Here is a 22,534-nt window from a genome sequence, read left to right as displayed (position 1 = left end):
TTATTTTGAACACATCAAATGCAAAATGGTGTTTTTGCGGTTAAAAATGATTCAAGTGAAAGACATCTTTTTATAAATCCCTTCGGCTGTTTACATTTAGTCTTTGCTGGAATCTCCTTGTAATTTTTATCAAAAATATAATTTTTTAATGAGCTTGGGCTCTGCTTTGGTTAAATAAATAGAAATGAGTAAAAGACTGTTAACAATCTCTATCAAAAAACCAGCATCACAACCACTTATTGTATTAAATTTGTCAGCTTAGACGATAAATCAATTTACTATGAACATAAAGAAACACATCCCCAATACCATCACATTATTAAATCTTTTTTGTGGCTGTATAGCGGCCGTTTTTGTGGCTCAGCTTAATTTTGAATTGGCTTTCTATTTTGTTTGTTTGGGAATTTTTCTTGATTTTTTTGACGGTTTTTTTGCGCGTCTCTTCAAGGTTTCCAGTCCATTAGGCTTACAGTTGGATTCGTTGGCTGATATGGTTACCAGCGGATTGGTTCCGGGTTATGTGATGTTTTCGATGATGGAATCGGCTTCTAATTCAAATCCCTATTTCTCGTTTTTAGGATTCATCATAACCATGGGGTCTTGTTATCGTTTGGCTAATTTTAATATCGATACCCGCCAGACGGATTCTTTTATAGGCTTGCCTACACCCGCTAACGCCTTGTTTATTTTGAGTTTGCCATTGGTTTTAAAATATTCAGATTCCTTATTGATGCTGGAAATATTGACTAATAATTGGATTCTTTTAGGAATTAGTTTGTTTAGCGCTTATATTCTAAATGCCGAGATTCCATTGTTTTCTTTGAAAATTAAAAAATTCAGCATTAAGGAAAATACACTTCAAATTGGTTTCTTGTTGTTGTCGTTTCTACTGCTTTTATTCTTACAGTATTTAGCCATTCCATTGATTATTATCGTTTATGTATTGCTGTCTGTATTGAATAATACATTCTCTAAAAAGTAGTTTTTGCTAGATGAGAAAAAAAATAGTAAGGAGAAAAACGGCTGTAGCTCGTAAACCGAGAAAGAAAAACAGTGGTTTCTCAAAAAAGCTAGTCAATTTCTCTTTAATTTCCCTTGTATTCTTGCTCTTTTTTGGCTTGGTTTATCACTATCGTGATGGTTTGGCTTATTATTTTAGCTTCAAATCCGATAAGGTTTTATCTGATTCAGCCGAAGAGAAACGTATTTCGGATGTTCGGAATTTTCAGGTATTGGAAAAAAAAGGAACTAAGGCTGTTGGTTTAGATGTTTCGGAATATCAGGGAGAAGTTAACTGGTCAGCGGTTGATTCTTTAGAAAATAAATATCCGATAGACTTTGTATTTGTACGTGCCACAGTAGGAAATGACCGATTGGACAGGAAGTTTAAGGAAAATTGGCTTGGAGCCAAAAAGCAACAACTCATCAGGGGAGCGTATCATTACTACCGTCCCAATGAAAATTCCCTAGAACAGGCAGAACTTTTTATTAAAACCGTTTCTTTGCAAAAAGGGGATTTACCGCCGGTTTTGGATATTGAAAAATTGCCTGAGAATCAATCTATAGAACGATTAAAGCTAGGCTTGAGGCGCTGGCTTCAAGCTGTAGAAGCTCATTATAAGGTAAAGCCTATTATTTATACGGGAGAAAGTTATTATGATGATTTTTTGAAAGATGAGTTTAGCGATTATCTTTTTTGGATAGCTAATTATAATTTTTACCGAGAGAAAATGGACGAAGATTGGCTCTTTTGGCAATTTACTGAAAAAGCTTCTGTATCAGGAATTAAAGGAAATGTAGATGTCAATATTTATAATGGAGATTTGCAGCAATTGCAGTTCATTACATTGGAATAGTTTTTAGAAGACCGAAATAGCTAGCAAAAAAAACAGATTTCAGATTAGATGTTAATACACTTTATCTGAAATCTGCTTTAATTTATTTATTTTCTGCGACCTGAATTCTGCTTTTGAAATATAAATTAAAACTCCAGTTTCTTTTTCCTCAATTCAAAATTTTGTCCTAGATAAACGCGGCGTACCATTTCGTCTTCTACTAATTCCTCAGGAATTCCAGCTTTCAGGATTCCTCCTTCAAACATCAGGTAGGTTTTATCGGTGATGGCTAAAGTTTCCTGAACATTGTGATCTGTAATCAGGATCCCGATGTTTTTGTTCTTTAATTGAGCCACAATTCTTTGAATATCTTCAACGGCTACGGGGTCAACTCCGGCAAAAGGTTCATCAAGCAAGATAAATTTTGGGTCGGTAGCTAAACAGCGTGCAATTTCGGTACGGCGGCGTTCTCCACCTGATAGTAAATCCCCGCGATTGGTACGAATGTGTTCCAAGCTGAATTCGGCAATGAGGTTTTCCATTTTAGCTACTTGTTCTTCTTTTGAAAGCTTAGTCAGCTGTAATACGCTTAATATATTGTCTTCGATGCTTAGTTTTCTAAAAACAGAAGCTTCTTGTGCCAGATAACCAATGCCTTGTTGCGCTCTTTTGTACATTGGGTAATCGGTAATATTCAAGTCATCAAGATAGATGTTTCCTGAATTGGGTTTTACCAAGCCTACAATCATATAAAAGGAAGTCGTTTTTCCTGCACCATTAGGACCAAGAAGACCTACGATCTCACCTTGGTTTACTTCGACTGAAATCCCTTTTACTACGCTGCGCCCTTTGTATGTCTTTATTAAATTTTCGGCTCTTAATATCATATGATTGGGTTTAACCGTTTTATTCGTTTAACGGTGTATTTGTTTATTTGTTAAGCGATTAATCGGGTCAAATAAACGAATAAACAATTAAACGATCTTGTTTCTTAACAATTATTTGGTATCACTTTCTTCGAGTGCTTCCCAGAATTCGTAAGCTCTTCTTAAATGGGGAACTACAATAGTTCCTCCTACTAGGGTGGCGATTCCCATGGCTTCCATCATTTCCTCTTTAGTAACGCCTTCTTTGTGACTGGTTTCTAAATGGTATTTTACACAGTCGTCACAACGTAAAACAGCTGAAGCGACTAGTCCTAATAGCTCTTTTGTTTTAACATCAAGGGCGCCGGCCGCATAGGCATTGGTGTCCAGATTAAAAATTCGCTTTACAATTTTATTGTTATCAGCCAGTAATTTTTCGTTCATTCGAGAACGATATTCATTGAATTCTTCGATTATTGTAGCCATTTAATTTTTCTGATTTTTAGCGACAAATACCGAAATAAAGATACTTGCCTCATAGATTAATAACATTGGGATTGCAACTATAGTCTGGCTCACAACGTCTGGTGGAGTGACTATGGCTGCTATGATTAGTACCAATACAATTGCATATTTTCTGTATTTTCTTAAAAATTCGGGAGTAACCAGTCCTAGTTTGGTCAAGAAATAGATGATGATGGGTAATTCAAAAAATAAACCGCTAGCCAGTACGGATGTTTTTACCATACCAATATAGGATTCTAAGGTAAATTGATTTTTTACAATATCACTAACTGTAAAGGTTGCTACGAAATTTACTGACATTGGGATAACTACAAAATAGCCAAATAGTACACCTAAGAAGAAAAGTAAAGAAGAGAAAAAGATAAAAACTTTAGCATTTTTTTTCTCTTGTGTGTAAAGTGCGGGACTAATGAATTTCCAAATTTCCCATAGAATATAAGGGAAACTCAAAATAAAACCAGCGAGTATACAAATCCAAATAAAGACATTAACCTGTCCTTCCATCAGGGTGTTTTGAATGATAAATGGCATTTCGGTTATACAAATGCTTTCTGCAAAACCAAGAGAATGGGATAGTTCACAAAAAAAGACGTAGGTAAAAAAGGTGGGTCTAGTAGGTCCAAAAATGATGGTGTCAAATAAGTAATCACTGATGAAATAAGTGACTACAGCCATTATTATTATTGCAATTGTGCTTCGAACCAGCAACCATCTTAAATCTTCAAGATGATCCAGAAACGACATTTCGTTTAGGTTTTTCTTTGCCATTATACTATTCCTTCTTTTAAAATGTCATGTAAGTGTAAAACGCCTTTGTATTCGCCATTGTCTACGACAATTAATTGGGTGATAGAGAAATCTTCTAAAATATTTAATGCATCCACTACCATTGCTGTGGATTGAATTAGTTTTGGATTTTTGGTCATGATGTCTTTTGCAGTCAAATCGGCAAAAGAATCTCTTTCGTTTAGCATTCTTCTAATGTCACCGTCGGTGATGATTCCGACTACTTTTTCCTGATTTACTACTGCTGTTACGCCGAGTCTTTTTTCTGAAATTTCAAAAATCACTTTTTTTATAGCGCTATCAGGAGAAACCATCGGTTTCAAAGTGTGTTCTAGCATGTCTTTTACCTTAAGTAAAAGTTTCTTACCGAGAGCACCTCCGGGATGGTATATGGCAAAATCTTCTGCTTTGAAATCACGCATTTCCATCAGGCAAACTGCAAGAGCGTCTCCCATAACTAATTGGGCTGTGGTACTGTTTGTAGGAGCTAAATTATTAGGACAAGCTTCTGTTTCTACGGTGGTGTTCAGAACAAAGTCAGAACCCTTGGCAAGAAAAGAAGTCATGTTTCCAGTGATGGCAATTAAAGTGTTACCAAAACGTTTTAAAAGCGGTACTAGAACTTTTATTTCCGGGCTGTTTCCGCTTTTTGAGATGCATATAATAATATCGTCAGCCTGAACCATTCCTAAGTCTCCGTGAATTGCTTCGGAAGCATGAAGGAACATAGAGGGAGTGCCTGTTGAGTTGAATGTGGCAACCATTTTTTGGGCTATGATAGCGCTTTTTCCAATGCCAGTTACAATTAATCGTCCCTTAGAATTGTAGATTGCCTGTGTTGCATCTGAAAAATTTTCATCCAACAGATTCTGGAGGTTTGTAATCGATTCACTTTCAGATAAAATGGTTTTTTTGGCAATCGCCAATATATTTTCTTTTGAAATCAAAACAGAAATATTTTAAATTTGTATGTGTAAAAGAATTTTGTATCTTTATATGATGCAAATTTATACAAAATACCACATAATCAAGAATGAATTCAAACGAAATTGATATCCACAAAGAATTAAAAAAATATTTTGGCTTTAGCCAATTTAAGGGGTTGCAAGAACAGGTTATTAAAAGTATTCTTAACAAACAAAATACATTTGTTATTATGCCAACAGGTGGCGGAAAGTCACTTTGTTACCAATTGCCCGCTTTAATTCAGGAAGGGACTGCTATCGTAGTTTCGCCTTTAATCGCTTTAATGAAAAACCAGGTGGATGCCATAAGAAGTTTGTCTTCGGAAAATGGAATTGCACATGTTTTAAATTCTTCCCTTACAAAAACAGAAATTGCACAGGTCAAAAAGGATATTAGTTCCGGTTTGACTAAATTGTTATATGTTGCTCCAGAGTCTTTGATTAAAGAAGAGAATGTTCTTTTTTTGAAAAGTGTAACAGTTTCGTTTGTGGCTATAGATGAGGCACATTGCATCTCAGAGTGGGGACATGATTTTAGGCCTGAGTATAGAAACTTGAAGCATATTATAAAGCAGTTAGGTGATGATGTGCCTATTATAGGTCTTACTGCAACGGCTACCCCAAAAGTTCAAGAGGATATTTTAAAGAATCTGGACATGTCTGATGCCACTACTTTTAAAGCATCATTTAATAGACCTAATCTGTATTACGAAGTACGTACAAAAACCAAAAATATAGAAGCGGATATCATTCGTTTTATAAGACAACACAAAGGGAAGTCCGGAATTATTTACTGTTTGAGCCGTAAAAAAGTGGAGGCTATTGCCGAGGTCTTGCAGGTAAATGGAATAAGTGCCGTGCCTTATCATGCCGGATTAGATGCTAAAACCAGAGCCAAGCATCAGGATATGTTTTTGATGGAAGATGTGGATGTAGTTGTGGCAACCATTGCTTTTGGGATGGGAATAGACAAGCCGGATGTGCGTTTTGTGATTCACCATGATATTCCTAAATCATTAGAAAGTTATTATCAGGAAACAGGTCGTGCCGGTCGTGATGGTGGTGAAGGACATTGTTTAGCCTATTATTCGTATAAAGATGTAGAGAAACTGGAGAAATTCATGTCCGGTAAACCAGTTGCTGAACAAGAGATAGGTTTTGCTTTATTGCAGGAAGTAGTAGCTTATGCTGAGACCTCCATGTCTCGAAGAAAATTTCTACTGCATTATTTCGGAGAAGAATTTGACAGCGAAACAGGCGAAGGAGCAGATATGGATGACAATGTCAGAAATCCGAAGACAAAAATTGAAGCCAAGGATCAAGTCCTTAAATTGTTAGAAGTAGTAAGAGATACCAAGCATTTATACAAATCCAAAGAGATCGTTTTCACTTTAACAGGACGTGTTAATGCAGTTATAAAAGCACATAGAACGGACTCTCAATCTTTTTTTGGGTCTGGTGCTAATCATGATGAGAAATACTGGATGGCATTGCTTAGACAAGTACTTGTGGCGGGTTATTTATCTAAGGATATAGAAACTTATGGGATTGTAAAGATTACTAAAGCTGGTTTGGATTTTATAAAAAAACCGGTCTCTTTTATGATGTCAGAAGATCATGAATACAATGAAAGCGAAGATGAAGCTATTGTAACTGCAGCCAAATCAACGGGAACTGCTGATGAAGTATTGATGGGCATGTTGCGAGATTTGCGTAAAAAAGTAGCTAAGAAATTAGGAGTTCCGCCTTTTGTGGTTTTTCAAGATCCGTCTCTGGAAGATATGGCACTTAAATATCCAATTTCATTGGAAGAGCTAATCAATATTCATGGAGTAGGTGAAGGAAAGGCAAAAAAATACGGTAGAGATTTTATAGATTTAATTAGTCATTATGTAGCTGATAATGATATTATCCGTCCGGATGATTTGGTCGTAAAATCCACCGGAGTCAACTCAGTAAATAAACTCTATATTATTCAAAATATTGACAGAAAACTGTCTTTGGACGATATCGCTAAAGCAAAAGGCTTGACCATGGATAGTTTAATCAAAGAAATGGAACAAATTGTTTATGCAGGAACAAAGTTGAACATAAAATATTGGATTGACGATATGCTTGACGAAGATCAGCAAGAAGAAATTCATGACTATTTTATGGAGTCCACAACCGATAAAATCGAGGAAGCTTTAAAGGAATTTGAAGGCGATTATGATATTGATGAATTGCGCCTGATGCGAATTAAATTTATCAGTGAAGTAGCGAATTAGTATACGATTTACAGATTTTAGAAAGCAGAATTCAGATTGAGGTGTTAAAGACTTAATCTGAATTCTTTTTTTTGCTATCTGTAATCTGCTTTGTGTTTTCTGAAAATTAGGAACTGAAAACTATTCAAATAAGACGCCGCGATGGGGTTTTAAAGCATCACGAACTTGAAGCATGTTTTCGTCGTTTACTACCATATAGGCAATAGCATGCATTTCGCTATAGATTTCAAAACCAGTAATATTCAAAAGTAATTTTTCGGCTGTAATGTATTCTTTTAAGTGAATCTCATGATGCTCGGCTGTTTTTGCTGAAGTTGGGCCACGAAAATCCCAAATTAATTTTATTTGTCTGGACATTTTATCAGAGTTAATTGTTTTTAACAGCCTAACTATTTAGTCGTTAAATCGGTTGTTTTGTTTTCAGTTTGTAAATGTACAAATAGTTTGTAATTCTTTTGAATGCTTATCTTAAGTAAAGTTCACTTCAAAATACTATTTTTGCACGATGATTTTGTTTTTCGAATTATTGACTAGCAAAATCAACAAATAAACAATATCTAATGCCTCAAGAACTCCTCTTACAAGTATCTCCGGAAATAGCTGCAAACGAATTGTTGCTGAAAGATTATATTGGTAAACAAATTAAGGTTTCCCCAAAAGAAATTCAGCATGTTTCCATATTAAAGCGCTCGATTGATGCCCGCCAAAAAGCAATAAAAATCAATCTGAAAGTGTCGGTTTATTTCAATAATGAACCATTTCAGGAAACAAAATTGCAACTTCCTGAATATAAAAATGTAGCAACTGCCCAAGAGGTTATTGTGGTTGGCGCTGGTCCTGCTGGGCTTTTTGCCGCTTTGCAATTAATTGAATTGGGTTTAAAGCCTATCTTGATAGAAAGAGGGAAAGATGTTCGCGGTCGTCGTCGGGATCTAAAAGCCATCAATGTAGATCATGTGGTTAATGAGGATTCTAATTATTGTTTTGGAGAAGGCGGAGCCGGAACCTATTCAGATGGGAAATTATACACTCGTTCTAAAAAAAGAGGAGATGTAACCCGAATTTTAGAATTGTTTGTTGCTTATGGTGCTACTCCAGATATTTTAGTGGATGCTCATCCGCACATTGGAACTAATAAGTTGCCTCAAATTATTCAAGATATACGAGAAAAAATCATCGAATGCGGAGGGCAGGTATTGTTTGAAACCCGTGTCACTGATATTTTGGTAAAAAATAATGAAGTTCAAGGTGTGGTAACTCAAAAAGGAGAATCTATTTTGGCTAACAAAATGATTTTGGCTACAGGGCATTCTGCCCGTGATATTTTTGAGTTATTGGATAGAAAGAAAATATTTATTGAGGCAAAATCTTTTGCTTTAGGAGTAAGAGCAGAGCATCCGCAATCTTTAATAGACAGTATTCAGTATAGCAGTGATTATCGTGGTGAATTCTTGCCGCCCGCTCCTTATAGTATTGTAAAGCAAGTGGGGGGTAGAGGAATGTATTCTTTCTGTATGTGTCCGGGAGGTGTGATTGCACCCTGCGCAACGAGTCCCGGCGAAGTGGTAACTAACGGTTGGTCACCTTCAAAAAGGGATCAGGCCACGGCTAATTCTGGGATTGTCATCGAATTAAAGTTAGAAGATTTTAAGCCTTTTGCAAAATTTGGCGCCTTGGCAGGAATGGAATTCCAAAAAAGTATCGAACAAAAGGCATGGAATTTGGCAGGACAAACTCAAAAAGTCCCAGCCCAACGCATGATTGATTTTACAAAAAATAAAGTTTCTTCCGAAATCCCAAAGACCTCTTATGTTCCTGGAACTGCTTCGGTCGAGATGGGACAGGTTTTTCCGGGCTTTTTGACCCAAATATTGCGAGAAGGCTTTTCTGAGTTTGGGAAATCGATGAAAGGGTATTTGACGAATGAGGCCATACTTCATGCACCTGAATCCAGAACTTCCTCACCGGTGCGTATTCCGAGAGATCCATTTACATACGAACATTTGCAAATAAAAGGTTTGTATCCTTGTGGTGAAGGCGCGGGTTATGCCGGTGGAATTATTTCGGCAGCGATTGATGGGGAGAAATGTGCCTTAAAAATTGGCGAGAGTTTGAATAAAAAAACCTCGAATAATAGTTAGTCGAGGTTTTAAAATCATTTTTTGTTTTTCAATCGGTCTTTGAACAGTTTTTCAAATTTCTCTATTTTGGGTTGAATGACCATCCTGCAATAGGGCTGATTTTTATTGTTTTCATAATAGTTTTGATGATAATCTTCGGCTTTATAAAAGTTTTTGAATGGTTCCAATGCTGTCACTATAGGATCTTGGTATATTTTTGCTTTGTTCAAAGCGTTTATAATATTTTGCGCCGCTAGTTTTTGTTCTTCGTTTTTGTAGAAAATAACAGAGCGGTATTGGGTGCCCACATCCGCGCCTTGTCGGTTGAGTGTCGTAGGATCGTGAACGGTAAAGAAAACTTTGAATATTTCATCTAAGTTAGTGATCGTTTTGTCATAGGTTATTTGAACCACTTCTGCATATCCCGTTTTGCCCGAAGAAACCTCTTGGTAGCTTGGATTGGCATTTTTTCCTCCTGAAAAACCAGATATTACTGATTTAACTCCGTTTAAGTTTTCATAAACAGCTTCAACGCACCAGTAACATCCGCCGCCTAGGGTGATTGTTTCCAAATTGGATTTTTTTGCAGTTTTGTTATTTTGTCCAATTAGACTAGCAGTTAGAAACAGGCTTAATAAAATTAATTTTTTCATAGTTATTTAGTATCAGGTATAAAATCAAGAGCGATGGAATTCATGCAGTATCTTTTTCCGGTAGGAGTAGGACCATCGTCAAAAAGGTGTCCAAGATGTCCTCCACATCTGCCGCAAAGTGCTTCGATTCGTTCCATTCCTAGTGAATTATCATTTTTATAGACTACGCTATTTTTATTGTCCTGTTCAAAAAAGCTAGGCCAACCGCAATTGCTGGCAAATTTAGCTCCGGATCGAAATAATTTATTACCACAAGCAGTACAGTAATAAGTTCCTTTTTCATCGGTATTCCAGTATTTCCCTGTAAAAGGTCTTTCGGTGTCGGCATGGCGCATTACTTCATAGACATCTTCGGTTAATACTTTTTTCCATTCGGCATCGGTCAAATTCAGTTTTGTAGTATCTGTGTTTGAATAATAGGGGTTTTCCGGTTTGCTGATTTTATTTTCCATGATAGTATGTTTTTGAGATTGGTAGTGTTTGTTTGCTGTTTGTCCACAAGCAGTAAATGTCAATAAGGGAAGCAAAAACAGAAGGTTTAAAAATGAAGTTGTTTTCATAGGGTAAAGATCTTTGGTGATTGTATATTACAAAGTTAAGTTGCTAAATTGTTATTCAATGTTGTTTATTTTACAATTTAACAGCTCTTTGTGCAAGTTTTAACTATTGTTAATTACGATAAAAAACGATTTTTGGTTTTTAAGTTCTGGCGTTTATAGTAATAGTAATAAAACGATAAAGCAGTGATGGTGTTTTTTCTTACGAATATTGGTTTAAACTAAACAAATAGAAAGAGAATGTTAAAGCCCCTGTCAATGATTATCTTTTTTGTATTTTTGTGTTGCTAAAAAATGATATGATAGAAGAAAACGTAATATTAGTCAACCAAGCCGATGAGCAAATTGGTTTGATGCCTAAATTAGAGGCGCACGAAAAGGCAGTTTTACACCGTGCTTTTTCGGTTTTTGTTTTGAATAATAAAAATGAAATCATGTTGCAGCAGCGTGCTCATCACAAATACCATTCTCCATTATTATGGACCAATACATGTTGCAGCCATCAAAGAGAAGGAGAGACGAATATTCAAGCAGGAAATCGTCGACTATTTGAAGAAATGGGTTTCAATACAGAACTTAAGGAATTGTTTCATTTTATATACAAAGCACCCTTTGATAATGGTTTGACAGAACATGAGCTTGATCACGTAATGATCGGGTATTATAATGAAAATCCGATAATAAATAAGGATGAAGTCGAAAGTTGGAAATGGATGGCTATTGACGAGGTTAAAAAAGATATGGAAGTACATCCAGAAATTTATACGGTATGGTTTAAAATAATTTTCGACGAATTTTATCATTTTTTGGAAGACCATAAAATTTAGGACATACAATCCTAGATATAGAATCTTAAACCCTAAATTTCAACATGAAAGTAACCATAAGTAGAAAGGCACATTTTAATGCGGCTCACCGATTGTATCGCAAGGATTGGACTTTTGAGCAAAATGATGCTGTTTTTGGCAAATGCAACAATCCTAATTTTCATGGACACAATTATGAGTTGATTGTGAGTGTTACGGGTCAAGTGAATCAGGAAACTGGATTTGTTATAGATGTCAAGATTTTATCCGATATTATAAAGGAAGAAGTTGAGAGTCAATTTGACCATAAAAACCTGAATTTGGATGTTCCTGAATTTGAAAATCTAAATCCAACAGCAGAAAATATTGTAGTGGTGATTTGGAATAAAATCCGAAAAAGAATTAAGTCAGAGTTTGATTTAGAAGTAGTTCTCTATGAAACGCCTCGTAATTTTGTAACCTATAAAGGAGAATAATGGCATTAAAGGTAGGTGATAGAGTCCCTGATTTTTTGGCTAAAGATGCTAAAGGGGATGATTTTGACAGTAGAGAGCTAATAGGAAAAAAACCTTTGGTTATTTATTTTTATCCAAAAGACAATACACCAGGTTGTACTGCTGAGGCTTGTGGTTTTCGCGATCAATATGAGGATTTCAAAGATTTAGGTGCCGAAGTTATCGGTATTAGCAGCGATAGTGTCGATTCTCATCAAAATTTTGCTAAACAGTATAAGTTGCCTTTTATATTATTGTCTGATAATGATAAAAACATCAGAAAGCTTTTTGGAGTACCGTCAAATATATTTGGACTACTTCCTGGACGAGTTACTTATGTCATAGATAGAGGTGGGGTTGTGAAAATGATCTTTGATAGTATGATGGCTGCAAAGCACATATCAAAGGCTTTAGAAATGATTAGAGAAATTAGTGAAGGTCGTGCGAAATAATTTGAATTGGTTTTAACGGAACGTTTTTTTTGGTTCGAAAAACGTCATTATTAGAAAATTAGATTTAATAGTCGTTAATAGAAAGATTATGTGTACTTTTGCAGACGCAAATTAAAATTAAAGAAAAATGGCAAACGTTAAGAATTTAAAAAAAGACATCAACTACGTTTTAGGAGATATTATTGAAGCAGTTTATTTGTTTGAAATTTCTACAACTGGGAAACCTACAACAGAAACTAATGATTTAATAGATGAAGCTATTGCTGCTTTTGATGTTTTGATCGCAAAAGTGAACGCTAAAAACGTTGAAAACAAAAAAGCGCACTTCAAACAAATTAATGCTGAATTGGAACAAACTGCTAATCAATTGATTGCTAAAATCAACGAATTGTAGTCTTAAAAAAGGATAAAAAAGGGCGAATTTATTTTGGATAATTAAAAAACCGCTGTATATTTGCACCCGAAATGAGACGCCAGCGTAGCTCAGTTGGCTAGAGCAGCTGATTTGTAATCAGCAGGTCGTGGGTTCGAGTCCCTCCGCCGGCTCATCGTAAAACCATCTAACTTTTGTTAGGTGGTTTTTTTATTATATGCTAGTTTGATGATTTTTGGGAATCCAAAGCTCAAAAGTTAAAGTCGTAGCATTTCACGATTGTGTGATACCTTATGTATATTTAGTTTTGAAAAAGTTAAAGTCGTAGCATGTACTTGCTATTCGCTAGAATCTTCGTGTCCGCAAGCGGGACTGGAAGGATTTCGGCTTCTATCAGGGCTAGGTTAGGTGTTTGATATCTATTTTTAGAGGCATAAAGAAGAATTTTGGTTATTTTTTATGGTCAAAGTGCCTCTTTTTCATAAAAAGAGTTTTAAAGTTTAAGATGCTACAATTTCAAGACACACGTTTTCAGTTGGTTAAAAAAAAGTTTTAAAAAGGGTAAAAAATACTTGTTCAAAAGTATTGTTTAAGCGAATAAAGGTGGTACTTTTGCACCCGCAACAGCGACAAAGTTCATTAAGATATTGCTAGTTATTATTTGATTTAGGGATTAAGGTTTCTAAAATAAAAATCAAAAAAAACTTGTGAGATTTGAATTGGCTTGTTACATTTGCACCCCGCAAAATATGCAAAGTTCCTTGAGAGATTGGTAAGAAAGATTAAAGAAAAGAGGTTTGAAACTTCGAAAAAAAACTTTAAATTTTTCTTGCGAGATTAAAAAGAAGTTGTACTTTTGCACCCGCTTCGAGAAACACACTTAGTGAGTTATACGAGACGAAAAAAAAGATAAGACACGTTCCTAGACATATTGAATTGACAGCCGTTTTAAGAGAGATCTTAAAACAAAAGAATAAGAGTAATAGAATCGATAGATTATAATAAAACCACTAGATCTTCAGTCAAACATAAATAGAATCAAAGTAATTTGATTCGCATAATATACGATGAAGAGTTTGATCCTGGCTCAGGATGAACGCTAGCGGCAGGCTTAACACATGCAAGTCGAGGGGTATTGGTTTTCGAACCAAGAGACCGGCGCACGGGTGCGTAACGCGTATGCAATCTACCTTTCACAGAGGGATAGCCCAGAGAAATTTGGATTAATACCTCATAGTATACTGAGTTGGCATCAACTTAGTATTAAAGTCACAACGGTGAAAGATGAGCATGCGTCCCATTAGCTAGTTGGTAAGGTAACGGCTTACCAAGGCTACGATGGGTAGGGGTCCTGAGAGGGAGATCCCCCACACTGGTACTGAGACACGGACCAGACTCCTACGGGAGGCAGCAGTGAGGAATATTGGACAATGGGCGCAAGCCTGATCCAGCCATGCCGCGTGCAGGATGACGGTCCTATGGATTGTAAACTGCTTTTATACGAGAAGAAACACTGGTTCGTGAACCAGCTTGACGGTATCGTAAGAATAAGGATCGGCTAACTCCGTGCCAGCAGCCGCGGTAATACGGAGGATCCAAGCGTTATCCGGAATCATTGGGTTTAAAGGGTCCGTAGGCGGTTTAGTAAGTCAGTGGTGAAAGCCCATCGCTCAACGGTGGAACGGCCATTGATACTGCTAAACTTGAATTATTAGGAAGTAACTAGAATATGTAGTGTAGCGGTGAAATGCTTAGAGATTACATGGAATACCAATTGCGAAGGCAGGTTACTACTAATTGATTGACGCTGATGGACGAAAGCGTGGGTAGCGAACAGGATTAGATACCCTGGTAGTCCACGCCGTAAACGATGGATACTAGCTGTTGGGGGCAACTTCAGTGGCTAAGCGAAAGTGATAAGTATCCCACCTGGGGAGTACGTTCGCAAGAATGAAACTCAAAGGAATTGACGGGGGCCCGCACAAGCGGTGGAGCATGTGGTTTAATTCGATGATACGCGAGGAACCTTACCAAGGCTTAAATGTAGATTGACCGGTTTGGAAACAGACTTTTCGCAAGACAATTTACAAGGTGCTGCATGGTTGTCGTCAGCTCGTGCCGTGAGGTGTCAGGTTAAGTCCTATAACGAGCGCAACCCCTGTTGTTAGTTGCCAGCGAGTCATGTCGGGAACTCTAACAAGACTGCCAGTGTAAACTGTGAGGAAGGTGGGGATGACGTCAAATCATCACGGCCCTTACGCCTTGGGCTACACACGTGCTACAATGGCCGGTACAGAGAGCAGCCACTGGGCGACCAGGAGCGAATCTATAAAACCGGTCACAGTTCGGATCGGAGTCTGCAACTCGACTCCGTGAAGCTGGAATCGCTAGTAATCGGATATCAGCCATGATCCGGTGAATACGTTCCCGGGCCTTGTACACACCGCCCGTCAAGCCATGGAAGCTGGGGGTGCCTGAAGTCGGTGACCGCAAGGAGCTGCCTAGGGTAAAACTGGTAACTAGGGCTAAGTCGTAACAAGGTAGCCGTACCGGAAGGTGCGGCTGGAACACCTCCTTTCTAGAGCCTTATTGTTAGTTGATTTATCAACACGTTAAGGAAAGAGACGAAAAGAGAATTTGGAAAATATTTAAAGAATTTATTGCTCTTGCTGTTAATTTAAAAAATAATGAAAATTAAGTAAAAACAGAGTCTCGTAGCTCAGCTGGTTAGAGTACTACACTGATAATGTAGGGGTCGGCAGTTCGAGTCTGCCCGGGACTACTTTTTAAGTTGTTAATTATGAATTGTAAATTATAAAAAACAAAATAAAAAACTGAAAAGCTTAGTAAAAAAGGAAATTTTAGAGGTTGAGTAACCGTTTTAAGTGCTGTTAACTGAAAACTGTTAACTGACAACTAAAAAATGGGGGATTAGCTCAGCTGGCTAGAGCGCCTGCCTTGCACGCAGGAGGTCAACGGTTCGACTCCGTTATTCTCCACAAAAGAAGTGGTCAGAAAAAAAGTGATCAGTGTTCGGGTAAAACTGAATACTAAAAACTGTAGACTGAACACTGAATCAAAGTTCATTGACATATTGAGATAAGAAAAATATTAAAAGTAGAAAGCGTTTTTTACTATTAGTAGTAAAAGACAAACAAAAACGGTCTTAATTAATTTTAAGATTGGTACAATAAGCAAAATAAGGGCGTATGGGGGATGCCTTGGCTCTCAGAGGCGATGAAAGGCGTGATAAGCTGCGAAAAGCTACGGGGATGGGCACACACCAATTGATCCGTAGATACCTGAATGGGGCAACCCACTATGTTGAAGACATAGTACACCGATAGGTGGGCAAACCCGCTGAACTGAAACATCTAAGTAGGCGGAGGAGAAGAAAACAAAAGTGATTCCGTAAGTAGTGGCGAGCGAACGCGGATTAGCCCAAACCAATGTTGTTACGGCAATGTTGGGGTTGTAGGACCACGACATTTCTTGCACGAGGAACTAGAATCTACTGGAAAGTAGAACCATAGAGGGTGATAGTCCTGTATAGGTAACAAGTGTAAAGGATAGTGGTATCCTGAGTAGGGCGGGGCACGTGAAACCCTGTCTGAATTTGGCGGGACCATCCGCTAAGGCTAAATACTCCTGAGAGACCGATAGTGAACCAGTACCGTGAGGGAAAGGTGAAAAGAACCGTGAATAACGGAGTGAAATAGATCCTGAAACCATACGCTTACAAGCGGTCGGAGCCCTTTCGTGGGGTGACGGCGTGCCTTTTGCATAATGAGCCTACGAGTTAACGTTGCTGGCAAGGATAAGTGGTTAAGCCACGGATCCGTAGCGAAAGCGAGTCTGAATAGGGCGCTTTAGTCAGTAGTGTTAGACGCGAAACCGTGTGATCTACCCATGGACAGGTTGAAGCTGTGGTAACACACAGTGGAGGACCGAACCCGTTGACGTTGAAAAGTCTTGGGATGATCTGTGGGTAGGGGTGAAAGGCCAATCAAACTCGGAAATAGCTCGTACTCCCCGAAATGCATTTAGGTGCAGCGTTAGTTATAAAGTTATATAGAGGTAGAGCTACTGATTGGATGCGGGGGCTTCACCGCCTACCAATTCCTGACAAACTCCGAATGCTATATAATGTTCACTAACAGTGAGGGCTTGGGTGCTAAGGTCCAAGTCCGAGAGGGAAAGAACCCAGACCATCAGCTAAGGTCCCCAAATATATACTAAGTTGAAAGAACGCGGTTTGTCTGCATAGACAGCTAGGATGTTGGCTTGGAAGCAGCCATTCATTTAAAGAGTGCGTAACAGCTCACTAGTCGAGCGGACGAGCATGGATAATAATCGGGCATAAGTATATTACCGAAGCTATGGATTTACAATTTATTGTAAGTGGTAGGGGAGCATTCTAACAGGGTAGAAGGTGTGTTGTAAAGCATGCTGGACTGGTTAGAAAAGAAAATGTAGGCATAAGTAACGATAATGCGGGCGAGAAACCCGCACACCGAAAGACTAAGGTTTCCACAGCTATGCTAATCAGCTGTGGGTTAGTCGGGACCTAAGGCGAACCCGAAAGGGACAGTCGATGGCCAACGGGTTAATATTCCCGTACTACTGTTAACTGTGATGGGGTGACGGAGTGATGAAAGTGCCGCGAACTGACGGAATAGTTCGTTGAAGTACCTACCTATAAGACCCGCAGGCAAATCCACGGGTTTTGGGGAAATACGATAGTACTCGGCGTCTTCGGACAAAGAGATAGTGCACCTAAGGGCTTCCAAGAAAAACCTCTAAACTTCAGGTTAATAGTACCCGTACCGCAAACCGACACAGGTAGTCGAGATGAGAATTCTAAGGTGCTCGAGAGATTCATGGCTAAGGAATTAGGCAAAATAGACCCGTAACTTCGGGAGAAGGGTCGCCAGCAGCAATGCTGGCCGCAGTGAAGAGGTCCAGGCGACTGTTTATCAAAAACACAGGGCTCTGCAAAATCGTAAGATGAAGTATAGGGCCTGACACCTGCCCGGTGCTGGAAGGTTAAGAGGAGATGTTATCTTCGGAGAAGCATTGAATTGAAGCCCCAGTAAACGGCGGCCGTAACTATAACGGTCCTAAGGTAGCGAAATTCCTTGTCGGGTAAGTTCCGACCTGCACGAATGGTGTAACGATCTGGACACTGTCTCAGCCATGAGCTCGGTGAAATTGTAGTAACGGTGAAGATGCCGTTTACCCGCAGTGGGACGAAAAGACCCTGTGCACCTTTACTATAGCTTAGTATTGACCTTGGATAAATGATGTGTAGGATAGGTTGGAGACTGTGAAGTGGCGTCGCTAGGCGTTGTGGAGTCATTGTTGAAATACAACCCTTTGTTTATCTGAGGCCTAACCCCGCGATTGCGGGGGACATTGCTTGGTGGGTAGTTTGACTGGGGTGGTCGCCTCCAAAAGAGTAACGGAGGCTTCTAAAGGTTCCCTCAGTACGCTTGGTAACCGTGCGTAGAGTGCAATGGCATAAGGGAGCTTGACTGAGAGACATACAGGTCGATCAGGTACGAAAGTAGAGCATAGTGATCCGGTGGTTCCGCATGGAAGGGCCATCGCTCAAAGGATAAAAGGTACGCCGGGGATAACAGGCTGATCTCCCCCAAGAGCTCATATCGACGGGGGGGTTTGGCACCTCGATGTCGGCTCGTCACATCCTGGGGCTGGAGAAGGTCCCAAGGGTTGGGCTGTTCGCCCATTAAAGTGGCACGCGAGCTGGGTTCAGAACGTCGTGAGACAGTTCGGTCTCTATCTACTGTGGGCGCAAGAAATTTGAGTGGATCTGATTCTAGTACGAGAGGACCGAATTGGACAAACCTCTAGTGTATCTGTTGTCACGCCAGTGGCACTGCAGAGTAGCTACGTTTGGAAGGGATAAGCGCTGAAAGCATATAAGCGCGAAACCCACCACAAGATGAGATTTCTTTTAAGGATCGTGGGAGATGACCACGTTGATAGGCTATAGATGTAAAGGCAGTAATGTCATAGTCGAGTAGTACTAATAATCCGTAAGCTTATGTACACCCTTTTCCTCCCGAGCAATCGGGAGGGAGAAACTTTCTAAAAATAAATTTACTTTTCTTTATCTCAGTATGTTAAGATATTGCAGCAAAGCTGCGTTTAAAGTTTGAAGTTTAATGTTACAAGTTGTTAACTTGAAACTATAAAAACTTGAAACTCCTTAAACAATAATCTTAAGGTGGTTATTGCGGCGGGGCTCACCTCTTCCCATCCCGAACAGAGTAGTTAAGCCCGCCAGCGCAGATGGTACTGCAATTATGTGGGAGAGTATGTCGTCGCCTTTCTTTATCCTGAAATTGTTTCAGGATCTATGGAGCCCCAACCTGAAAAGGTTGGGGTTCTTTTTTTTACAACTACCCTCTCTCGCCTAACAGCTCGGTTTGGGGTCAATTGCAAAAGTTGGGGATTAGGCAAAAAGATTAGATAATCTGAACAAGAAGAAATCTATTTTCCTTACTCCTCTAAACTGACTTCTAAAGGCTTTTATTTTTGCATTGAAAGATTCAGCAGAAGCATTGGTACTTCTATTATCAAAGTAGTTTAAGATTGACCGGTAATTGAAAGTTATAGTATTGAGTAGAATATTGAAGTTTTTAAAACCAGATTCCTCTACATTCCTATACCAATGTGCTAGTTTAGTCATCGCAATGTGCTTGTCATTGTTGCTATTGTAGATACCTCGAAGTTGTTGGCTTAGATGTATCCTTCCCACCAATGCCATATTTGATACCTAAACCCGCTAATTTAAATTTGCTGATTCAATATTATGGGATATGAATCAACAAGAACAGATGTATTTTTTGGTTGAAGAATGGAAACAATCCGACTTAACCAAAGCAGAATTTTCAGCTTTAAAATCGCTGAGTTATCATCAATTCAATTATTGGCTAAAAAAGTACAATAAGGAGATGGATTTCGGACAGTCCAAACCGGAAGTTTCCTTTTTCTCGGTTTCGGATAGCCCGAGAAAAGATAAAAAACAGTCAGCCTCAAAAGAGATAGATCAGAAAACCATGCGAATCGATCTTCCTGGAGGAATCACCATTACGATTTACTGATGCTGGGCTTGAGTGCAGGTGTTCGCTATCACATGTGCTGTACTTTGGTGGATATGCGAAAGGGTTTTGACGGACTTTCGGGCTTGGTTCGGAATTATCTGAACCAAAACCCTCAAACGGGCGATGTTTTTGTTTTTTTGAACAAATCCAAAACCCATATCAAACTGCTGTATTGGGACGGCGACGGATTTGCGATTTTCTACAAACGACTAGAACAAGGAAGGTTTGATTTTTTGACAAGCGATTCGGTTTCAAGGGAATTAAAAAGAGAGGAATTGCTACTGGTTTTGGGTGGTCTTAAATTGAGAGATTTCAAGCAAAAAAAGAGATACAAAACAGCCGAAAAATAATCGTAAATACCTTTGAAATTTTGCATTTTTACTGTTGTTTTCTTATTTTTGAAGCATGGAAAACGCACCAGATTTGTTTGATAATTACTCTAAAGACGAACTTTTGAAATTACTCAAAAGTCAAATAAAAGCGAATTCCAAATTAGAATCCAAATCTAATAAATTAGAATCCAAAACCGAAAAATTAGAGATTGTAGCCACGAAACTTGAACAAGAGGTTAGTTATCTAAAATTCCAGATTGAACAGTTCAAAAGAGCAATGTACGGTTCTAAGAAAGAACGTTTCATCGCCAGTGAAAATCCGGAGCAATTAGCCATTCCTTTTGAAATCGATGAGCAAGAAGTAGCACAAGCCGTTGAATCGGTAAAAGAGCAAATCACTTACGAACGCGAAAAAGCAAGCAAAAAGCATCAAGGCCGTATGGCTTTACCATCGCACCTTGCGGTAAACGAAATCATTTTGGAACCGACTGAAAATGTAGAAGGATTGAAATGCATTGGTCAGGAAATTACTGATGAATTGGAATATACTCCCGCAAAATTGTTCATCAACCGTTACATCCGAAATAAATATGTTGCCCCGGTGGATGAAAAAGGAAACCAGCAAGTCAAAATTGCCTCTCTCGATTTTCGTCCGATTCCAAAATGTATTGCTGGAACCCATCTTTTGACTCAAATCATCACCGATAAGTTTGTGGATCACCTTCCGCTTTACCGACAGATACAGCGATTTTCAAGAGAAGGAGTCGATATACCTTCTTCTACGGTCGATTCATGGGTAAGATTAGTATCCCAATTACTTCGACCCTTGTACGAATGTCACCGACAGCATACGCTGAAAAACGGTTATCTTCAGGCGGATGAATCCCCAATAAAAGTACAGGACACAGATAAAAAAGGCGCAACACATACTGGATTTATGTGGGTGTATCACGCGCCTATACCCAAAAGTGTGTATTTTGATTATCGAAAAGGACGCGGCAGCGAAGGCCCTTTGGAAATGTTAAACGATTTTGTAGGTTATCTTCAAACCGATGGTTATGGAGTATATCCGCAATTTGCACTCAAAGAAAACGTCACACAGATAGCTTGTTGGGCACATGCGCGCCGTTATTTTGAAAAAGCATTGGATTATAACAAAGCAAATGCTTCGCACGTGATGTTGCTTATCCAAAAGCTATATGAAATTGAACGAAAAGCCACTTCTGAAAACTTTTCAATCCAGGAAAAATATGCTTTAAGATTAAAAGAATCACATCCCTTACTTAACGAAATAGGGAACTACATTGCAGTGCAGTCAAAATTAGAATTACCCAAAAGTCCGCTGGGCAAGGCCTACAATTATTGCTTGAAACGTTGGGACAGTTTGATGGCTTATCTAAAAGACGGAAATCTGCATATTGACAACAATCAGGTTGAAAATACCATTCGACCCTTGGCCTTGGGAAGAAAAAATTATCTTTTTGCAGGTTCACACCAAGCTGCAAAGGATATTGCCATGTATTATTCGTTTTTTGCCAGCTGCAAGAAAAATAATATCAATCCATCCAAATGGCTACATCATGTCCTTGAAAATATCAACGACACCAAATCTTCAGAACTTCACAATCTTCTTCCTCAATACTTCAATCAGAATTTATTGGATTGATGTAGTTGCTGGGGTGGATACGCTTAGATAATAGGCTGTTTTTATATCTGGATATAGTCCAAATAATAATTGAGCTCTTTCATTTTGATTCTCAGTCCATTTTTCGCGAGATTTATAAAGTGCATATCGACTCCTGGCTAATAGCTGTTTTACAGAGTCACCGTTAGCTAAGAGCTCCGGAATATAGGTTTGATTCTCTCTTTTGGCTTTCAATATCAATTGATTCTCAAAATCCATAGCCTCCCATCGATGTTTAATCCTAATCTCTTGTAAGGCTTCCAGTGCCAGTTTTTGGACATGAAATCTATCTGTTACCTGTGTGGCTTTAGGGAAACATCTTTTAGAGATCAATTTCATAGAATTAGCCATGTCAAGTGTTATTTCTTTGACACAGCTTCTCTTCTTGTAATCAATCTTTCTGATATGTTCTATGACTTTATCTGCCTTTGTTCCAGCAACAATGGCAACTAAGGAACCTTTTTTACCTTTGAACTTCTTGTTGGTTACAATAGTGTAAAGTTCACCCTGAGACAAAGCTACTTCGTCAATTGATAAATGGGTGCCCATATTTTCAGGGTAAACAATCCATTGATGTGCATGTTCTCGTGGAGCCCAAGCATTAAAGGAACTCAGGTGTTTTTTATATTGTCGTTGGAGTTTCTTTCCGTTGACTCCGAAGAAACCACCAATGGTGTGACAATCAGTAG

The 22,534-nt window shown here is 38.5% G+C and carries 20 protein-coding genes, 3 tRNA genes and 3 rRNA genes; 17 read left to right on the top strand and 9 right to left on the bottom strand.

Annotated elements, in window-relative coordinates; all coding sequences use genetic code 11:
• Positions 1–280 precede the first annotated feature (280 nt).
• Complete coding sequence (locus LNP19_RS01290) at positions 281–982, top strand: CDP-alcohol phosphatidyltransferase family protein (RefSeq protein ID WP_230063000.1); 702 nt, start codon at positions 281–283, stop codon at positions 980–982.
• 10 nt (positions 983–992) lie between these two features.
• The gene (locus LNP19_RS01285; protein ID WP_230062999.1) at positions 993–1,856 is read left to right on the top strand and encodes a glycoside hydrolase family 25 protein; all 864 of its coding nucleotides are present in this window, start codon (positions 993–995) and stop codon (positions 1,854–1,856) included.
• A gap of 125 nt (positions 1,857–1,981) precedes the next feature.
• On the opposite strand, the gene lptB is transcribed toward LNP19_RS01285, so the two are convergent.
• The 4 genes from lptB to LNP19_RS01265 all read right to left on the bottom strand — a co-directional run bounded on the left by lptB (position 1,982) and on the right by LNP19_RS01265 (position 4,959).
• Positions 1,982–2,722 carry an LPS export ABC transporter ATP-binding protein gene (gene lptB, locus LNP19_RS01280; RefSeq protein ID WP_230062998.1) on the bottom strand — a complete coding sequence of 247 codons (741 nt, stop codon included), beginning with the start codon at positions 2,720–2,722 and terminating at the stop codon, positions 1,982–1,984.
• 111 nt (positions 2,723–2,833) lie between these two features.
• Complete coding sequence (locus tag LNP19_RS01275) at positions 2,834–3,187, bottom strand: carboxymuconolactone decarboxylase family protein (protein WP_230062997.1); 354 nt, start codon at positions 3,185–3,187, stop codon at positions 2,834–2,836.
• Positions 3,188–3,994, bottom strand: coding sequence for a twin-arginine translocase subunit TatC (gene tatC, locus LNP19_RS01270; protein ID WP_230062996.1), 807 nt, complete (start codon positions 3,992–3,994; stop codon positions 3,188–3,190).
• Positions 3,994–4,959: a KpsF/GutQ family sugar-phosphate isomerase gene (locus tag LNP19_RS01265; protein ID WP_230062995.1), complete on the bottom strand. Its 966-nt coding sequence runs from the start codon at positions 4,957–4,959 to the stop codon at positions 3,994–3,996. Before LNP19_RS01265 ends, tatC begins: the two co-directional genes overlap by 1 nt.
• A gap of 86 nt (positions 4,960–5,045) precedes the next feature.
• Between LNP19_RS01265 and LNP19_RS01260 the strand changes: the two genes are divergently transcribed.
• Complete coding sequence (locus LNP19_RS01260) at positions 5,046–7,244, top strand: ATP-dependent DNA helicase RecQ (RefSeq protein ID WP_230062994.1); 2,199 nt, start codon at positions 5,046–5,048, stop codon at positions 7,242–7,244.
• 120 nt (positions 7,245–7,364) lie between these two features.
• On the opposite strand, the gene LNP19_RS01255 is transcribed toward LNP19_RS01260, so the two are convergent.
• A complete protein-coding gene (locus LNP19_RS01255) occupies positions 7,365–7,601 on the bottom strand; it encodes a hypothetical protein (RefSeq protein WP_230062993.1) in 237 nt (78 codons plus the stop codon).
• A 203-nt stretch (positions 7,602–7,804) separates the two neighbouring features.
• Between LNP19_RS01255 and LNP19_RS01250 the strand changes: the two genes are divergently transcribed.
• Entirely contained in the window at positions 7,805–9,385 is a 1,581-nt protein-coding gene (locus tag LNP19_RS01250) for an NAD(P)/FAD-dependent oxidoreductase (RefSeq protein WP_230062992.1), read from the top strand.
• 14 nt (positions 9,386–9,399) lie between these two features.
• On the opposite strand, the gene msrA is transcribed toward LNP19_RS01250, so the two are convergent.
• Together msrA and msrB are read right to left on the bottom strand one after the other, a co-directional pair.
• Entirely contained in the window at positions 9,400–10,017 is a 618-nt protein-coding gene (gene msrA / locus LNP19_RS01245) for a peptide-methionine (S)-S-oxide reductase MsrA (RefSeq protein ID WP_230062991.1), read from the bottom strand.
• A gap of 2 nt (positions 10,018–10,019) precedes the next feature.
• Complete coding sequence (msrB, locus tag LNP19_RS01240) at positions 10,020–10,577, bottom strand: peptide-methionine (R)-S-oxide reductase MsrB (RefSeq protein WP_230062990.1); 558 nt, start codon at positions 10,575–10,577, stop codon at positions 10,020–10,022.
• A 296-nt stretch (positions 10,578–10,873) separates the two neighbouring features.
• Here msrB and idi point away from each other — a divergent pair, with 296 nt between their 5' ends.
• The 10 genes from idi to rrf all read left to right on the top strand — a co-directional run bounded on the left by idi (position 10,874) and on the right by rrf (position 19,055).
• Positions 10,874–11,401 carry an isopentenyl-diphosphate Delta-isomerase gene (idi, locus tag LNP19_RS01235; RefSeq protein ID WP_230062989.1) on the top strand — a complete coding sequence of 176 codons (528 nt, stop codon included), beginning with the start codon at positions 10,874–10,876 and terminating at the stop codon, positions 11,399–11,401.
• Positions 11,402–11,445: 44 nt separating this feature from the next.
• The gene (locus LNP19_RS01230) at positions 11,446–11,856 is read left to right on the top strand and encodes a 6-pyruvoyl trahydropterin synthase family protein (RefSeq protein ID WP_230062988.1); all 411 of its coding nucleotides are present in this window, start codon (positions 11,446–11,448) and stop codon (positions 11,854–11,856) included.
• A complete protein-coding gene (locus tag LNP19_RS01225; protein WP_230062987.1) occupies positions 11,856–12,326 on the top strand; it encodes a peroxiredoxin in 471 nt (156 codons plus the stop codon). The genes LNP19_RS01230 and LNP19_RS01225 overlap by 1 nt, the downstream gene beginning before the upstream one ends.
• 127 nt (positions 12,327–12,453) lie before the next feature.
• Positions 12,454–12,720, top strand: a complete 267-nt coding sequence (locus LNP19_RS01220; protein ID WP_230062986.1) for a hypothetical protein — start codon at positions 12,454–12,456, stop codon at positions 12,718–12,720.
• A gap of 78 nt (positions 12,721–12,798) precedes the next feature.
• Positions 12,799–12,872 (top strand) — tRNA-Thr (locus LNP19_RS01215).
• An 891-nt stretch (positions 12,873–13,763) separates the two neighbouring features.
• Positions 13,764–15,277, top strand: a 16S ribosomal RNA gene (locus tag LNP19_RS01210).
• 130 nt (positions 15,278–15,407) lie between these two features.
• Positions 15,408–15,481, top strand: a tRNA-Ile gene (locus LNP19_RS01205).
• Positions 15,482–15,624: 143 nt separating this feature from the next.
• Positions 15,625–15,698: transfer RNA gene (locus tag LNP19_RS01200), tRNA-Ala, on the top strand.
• A gap of 189 nt (positions 15,699–15,887) precedes the next feature.
• Positions 15,888–18,772, top strand: a 23S ribosomal RNA gene (locus tag LNP19_RS01195).
• A 173-nt stretch (positions 18,773–18,945) separates the two neighbouring features.
• A 5S ribosomal RNA gene (gene rrf, locus LNP19_RS01190) occupies positions 18,946–19,055 on the top strand.
• The 16S, 23S and 5S rRNA genes sit together here with 2 tRNA genes alongside, the layout of an rRNA operon.
• A gap of 122 nt (positions 19,056–19,177) precedes the next feature.
• Here rrf and LNP19_RS01185 read toward each other — a convergent pair.
• Positions 19,178–19,492 (bottom strand): transposase, encoded by a 315-nt coding sequence (locus LNP19_RS01185; protein WP_230062985.1) that lies wholly within the window; start codon positions 19,490–19,492, stop codon positions 19,178–19,180.
• 52 nt (positions 19,493–19,544) lie between these two features.
• On the opposite strand from LNP19_RS01185, the gene tnpA reads away from it, so the two are divergent.
• From tnpA to tnpC, 3 genes are read left to right on the top strand one after another with little or no spacing between them, the layout of a single operon-like run.
• On the top strand, positions 19,545–19,829 hold the full coding sequence (gene tnpA / locus LNP19_RS01180; RefSeq protein WP_230061925.1) for an IS66 family insertion sequence element accessory protein TnpA: 285 nt from the start codon (positions 19,545–19,547) through the stop codon (positions 19,827–19,829).
• Positions 19,829–20,179, top strand: a complete 351-nt coding sequence (gene tnpB, locus LNP19_RS01175; protein ID WP_230061926.1) for an IS66 family insertion sequence element accessory protein TnpB — start codon at positions 19,829–19,831, stop codon at positions 20,177–20,179. The genes tnpA and tnpB overlap by 1 nt, the downstream gene beginning before the upstream one ends.
• 55 nt (positions 20,180–20,234) lie before the next feature.
• The gene (gene tnpC, locus LNP19_RS01170; protein WP_230061927.1) at positions 20,235–21,827 is read left to right on the top strand and encodes an IS66 family transposase; all 1,593 of its coding nucleotides are present in this window, start codon (positions 20,235–20,237) and stop codon (positions 21,825–21,827) included.
• Here tnpC and LNP19_RS01165 read toward each other — a convergent pair.
• A complete protein-coding gene (locus tag LNP19_RS01165; RefSeq protein WP_428979043.1) occupies positions 21,816–22,517 on the bottom strand; it encodes an ISAon1 family transposase in 702 nt (233 codons plus the stop codon). The genes tnpC and LNP19_RS01165 overlap by 12 nt on opposite strands.
• Positions 22,518–22,534: the final 17 nt, after the last annotated feature.

Source organism: Flavobacterium acetivorans, from assembly GCF_020911885.1.
GTDB classification, from domain to species: domain Bacteria; phylum Bacteroidota; class Bacteroidia; order Flavobacteriales; family Flavobacteriaceae; genus Flavobacterium; species Flavobacterium acetivorans.
Note: the sequence above shows the minus strand (reverse complement) of the source record. Positions and strands in the feature narration are given on the sequence as shown.

Excerpts from the sequence above, each read along its gene's own strand:
- LNP19_RS01285 (WP_230062999.1), top strand. The coding sequence starts at position 993 with ATGAGAAAAAAAATAGTAAGGAGAAAAACGGCTGTAGCTCGTAAACCG.
- msrA (WP_230062991.1), bottom strand. The coding sequence starts at position 10,017 with ATGAAAAAATTAATTTTATTAAGCCTGTTTCTAACTGCTAGTCTAATT.
- LNP19_RS01225 (WP_230062987.1), top strand. The coding sequence starts at position 11,856 with ATGGCATTAAAGGTAGGTGATAGAGTCCCTGATTTTTTGGCTAAAGAT.
- LNP19_RS01185 (WP_230062985.1), bottom strand. The coding sequence starts at position 19,492 with ATGGCATTGGTGGGAAGGATACATCTAAGCCAACAACTTCGAGGTATC.
- lptB (WP_230062998.1), bottom strand. The coding sequence starts at position 2,722 with ATGATATTAAGAGCCGAAAATTTAATAAAGACATACAAAGGGCGCAGC.
- LNP19_RS01230 (WP_230062988.1), top strand. The coding sequence starts at position 11,446 with ATGAAAGTAACCATAAGTAGAAAGGCACATTTTAATGCGGCTCACCGA.
- LNP19_RS01290 (WP_230063000.1), top strand. The coding sequence starts at position 281 with ATGAACATAAAGAAACACATCCCCAATACCATCACATTATTAAATCTT.
- tatC (WP_230062996.1), bottom strand. The coding sequence starts at position 3,994 with ATGGCAAAGAAAAACCTAAACGAAATGTCGTTTCTGGATCATCTTGAA.
- tnpB (WP_230061926.1), top strand. The coding sequence starts at position 19,829 with ATGCTGGGCTTGAGTGCAGGTGTTCGCTATCACATGTGCTGTACTTTG.
- LNP19_RS01275 (WP_230062997.1), bottom strand. The coding sequence starts at position 3,187 with ATGGCTACAATAATCGAAGAATTCAATGAATATCGTTCTCGAATGAAC.
- LNP19_RS01255 (WP_230062993.1), bottom strand. The coding sequence starts at position 7,601 with ATGTCCAGACAAATAAAATTAATTTGGGATTTTCGTGGCCCAACTTCA.
- idi (WP_230062989.1), top strand. The coding sequence starts at position 10,874 with ATGATAGAAGAAAACGTAATATTAGTCAACCAAGCCGATGAGCAAATT.
- LNP19_RS01220 (WP_230062986.1), top strand. The coding sequence starts at position 12,454 with ATGGCAAACGTTAAGAATTTAAAAAAAGACATCAACTACGTTTTAGGA.
- LNP19_RS01250 (WP_230062992.1), top strand. The coding sequence starts at position 7,805 with ATGCCTCAAGAACTCCTCTTACAAGTATCTCCGGAAATAGCTGCAAAC.
- LNP19_RS01260 (WP_230062994.1), top strand. The coding sequence starts at position 5,046 with ATGAATTCAAACGAAATTGATATCCACAAAGAATTAAAAAAATATTTT.
- tnpA (WP_230061925.1), top strand. The coding sequence starts at position 19,545 with ATGAATCAACAAGAACAGATGTATTTTTTGGTTGAAGAATGGAAACAA.
- msrB (WP_230062990.1), bottom strand. The coding sequence starts at position 10,577 with ATGAAAACAACTTCATTTTTAAACCTTCTGTTTTTGCTTCCCTTATTG.
- tnpC (WP_230061927.1), top strand. The coding sequence starts at position 20,235 with ATGGAAAACGCACCAGATTTGTTTGATAATTACTCTAAAGACGAACTT.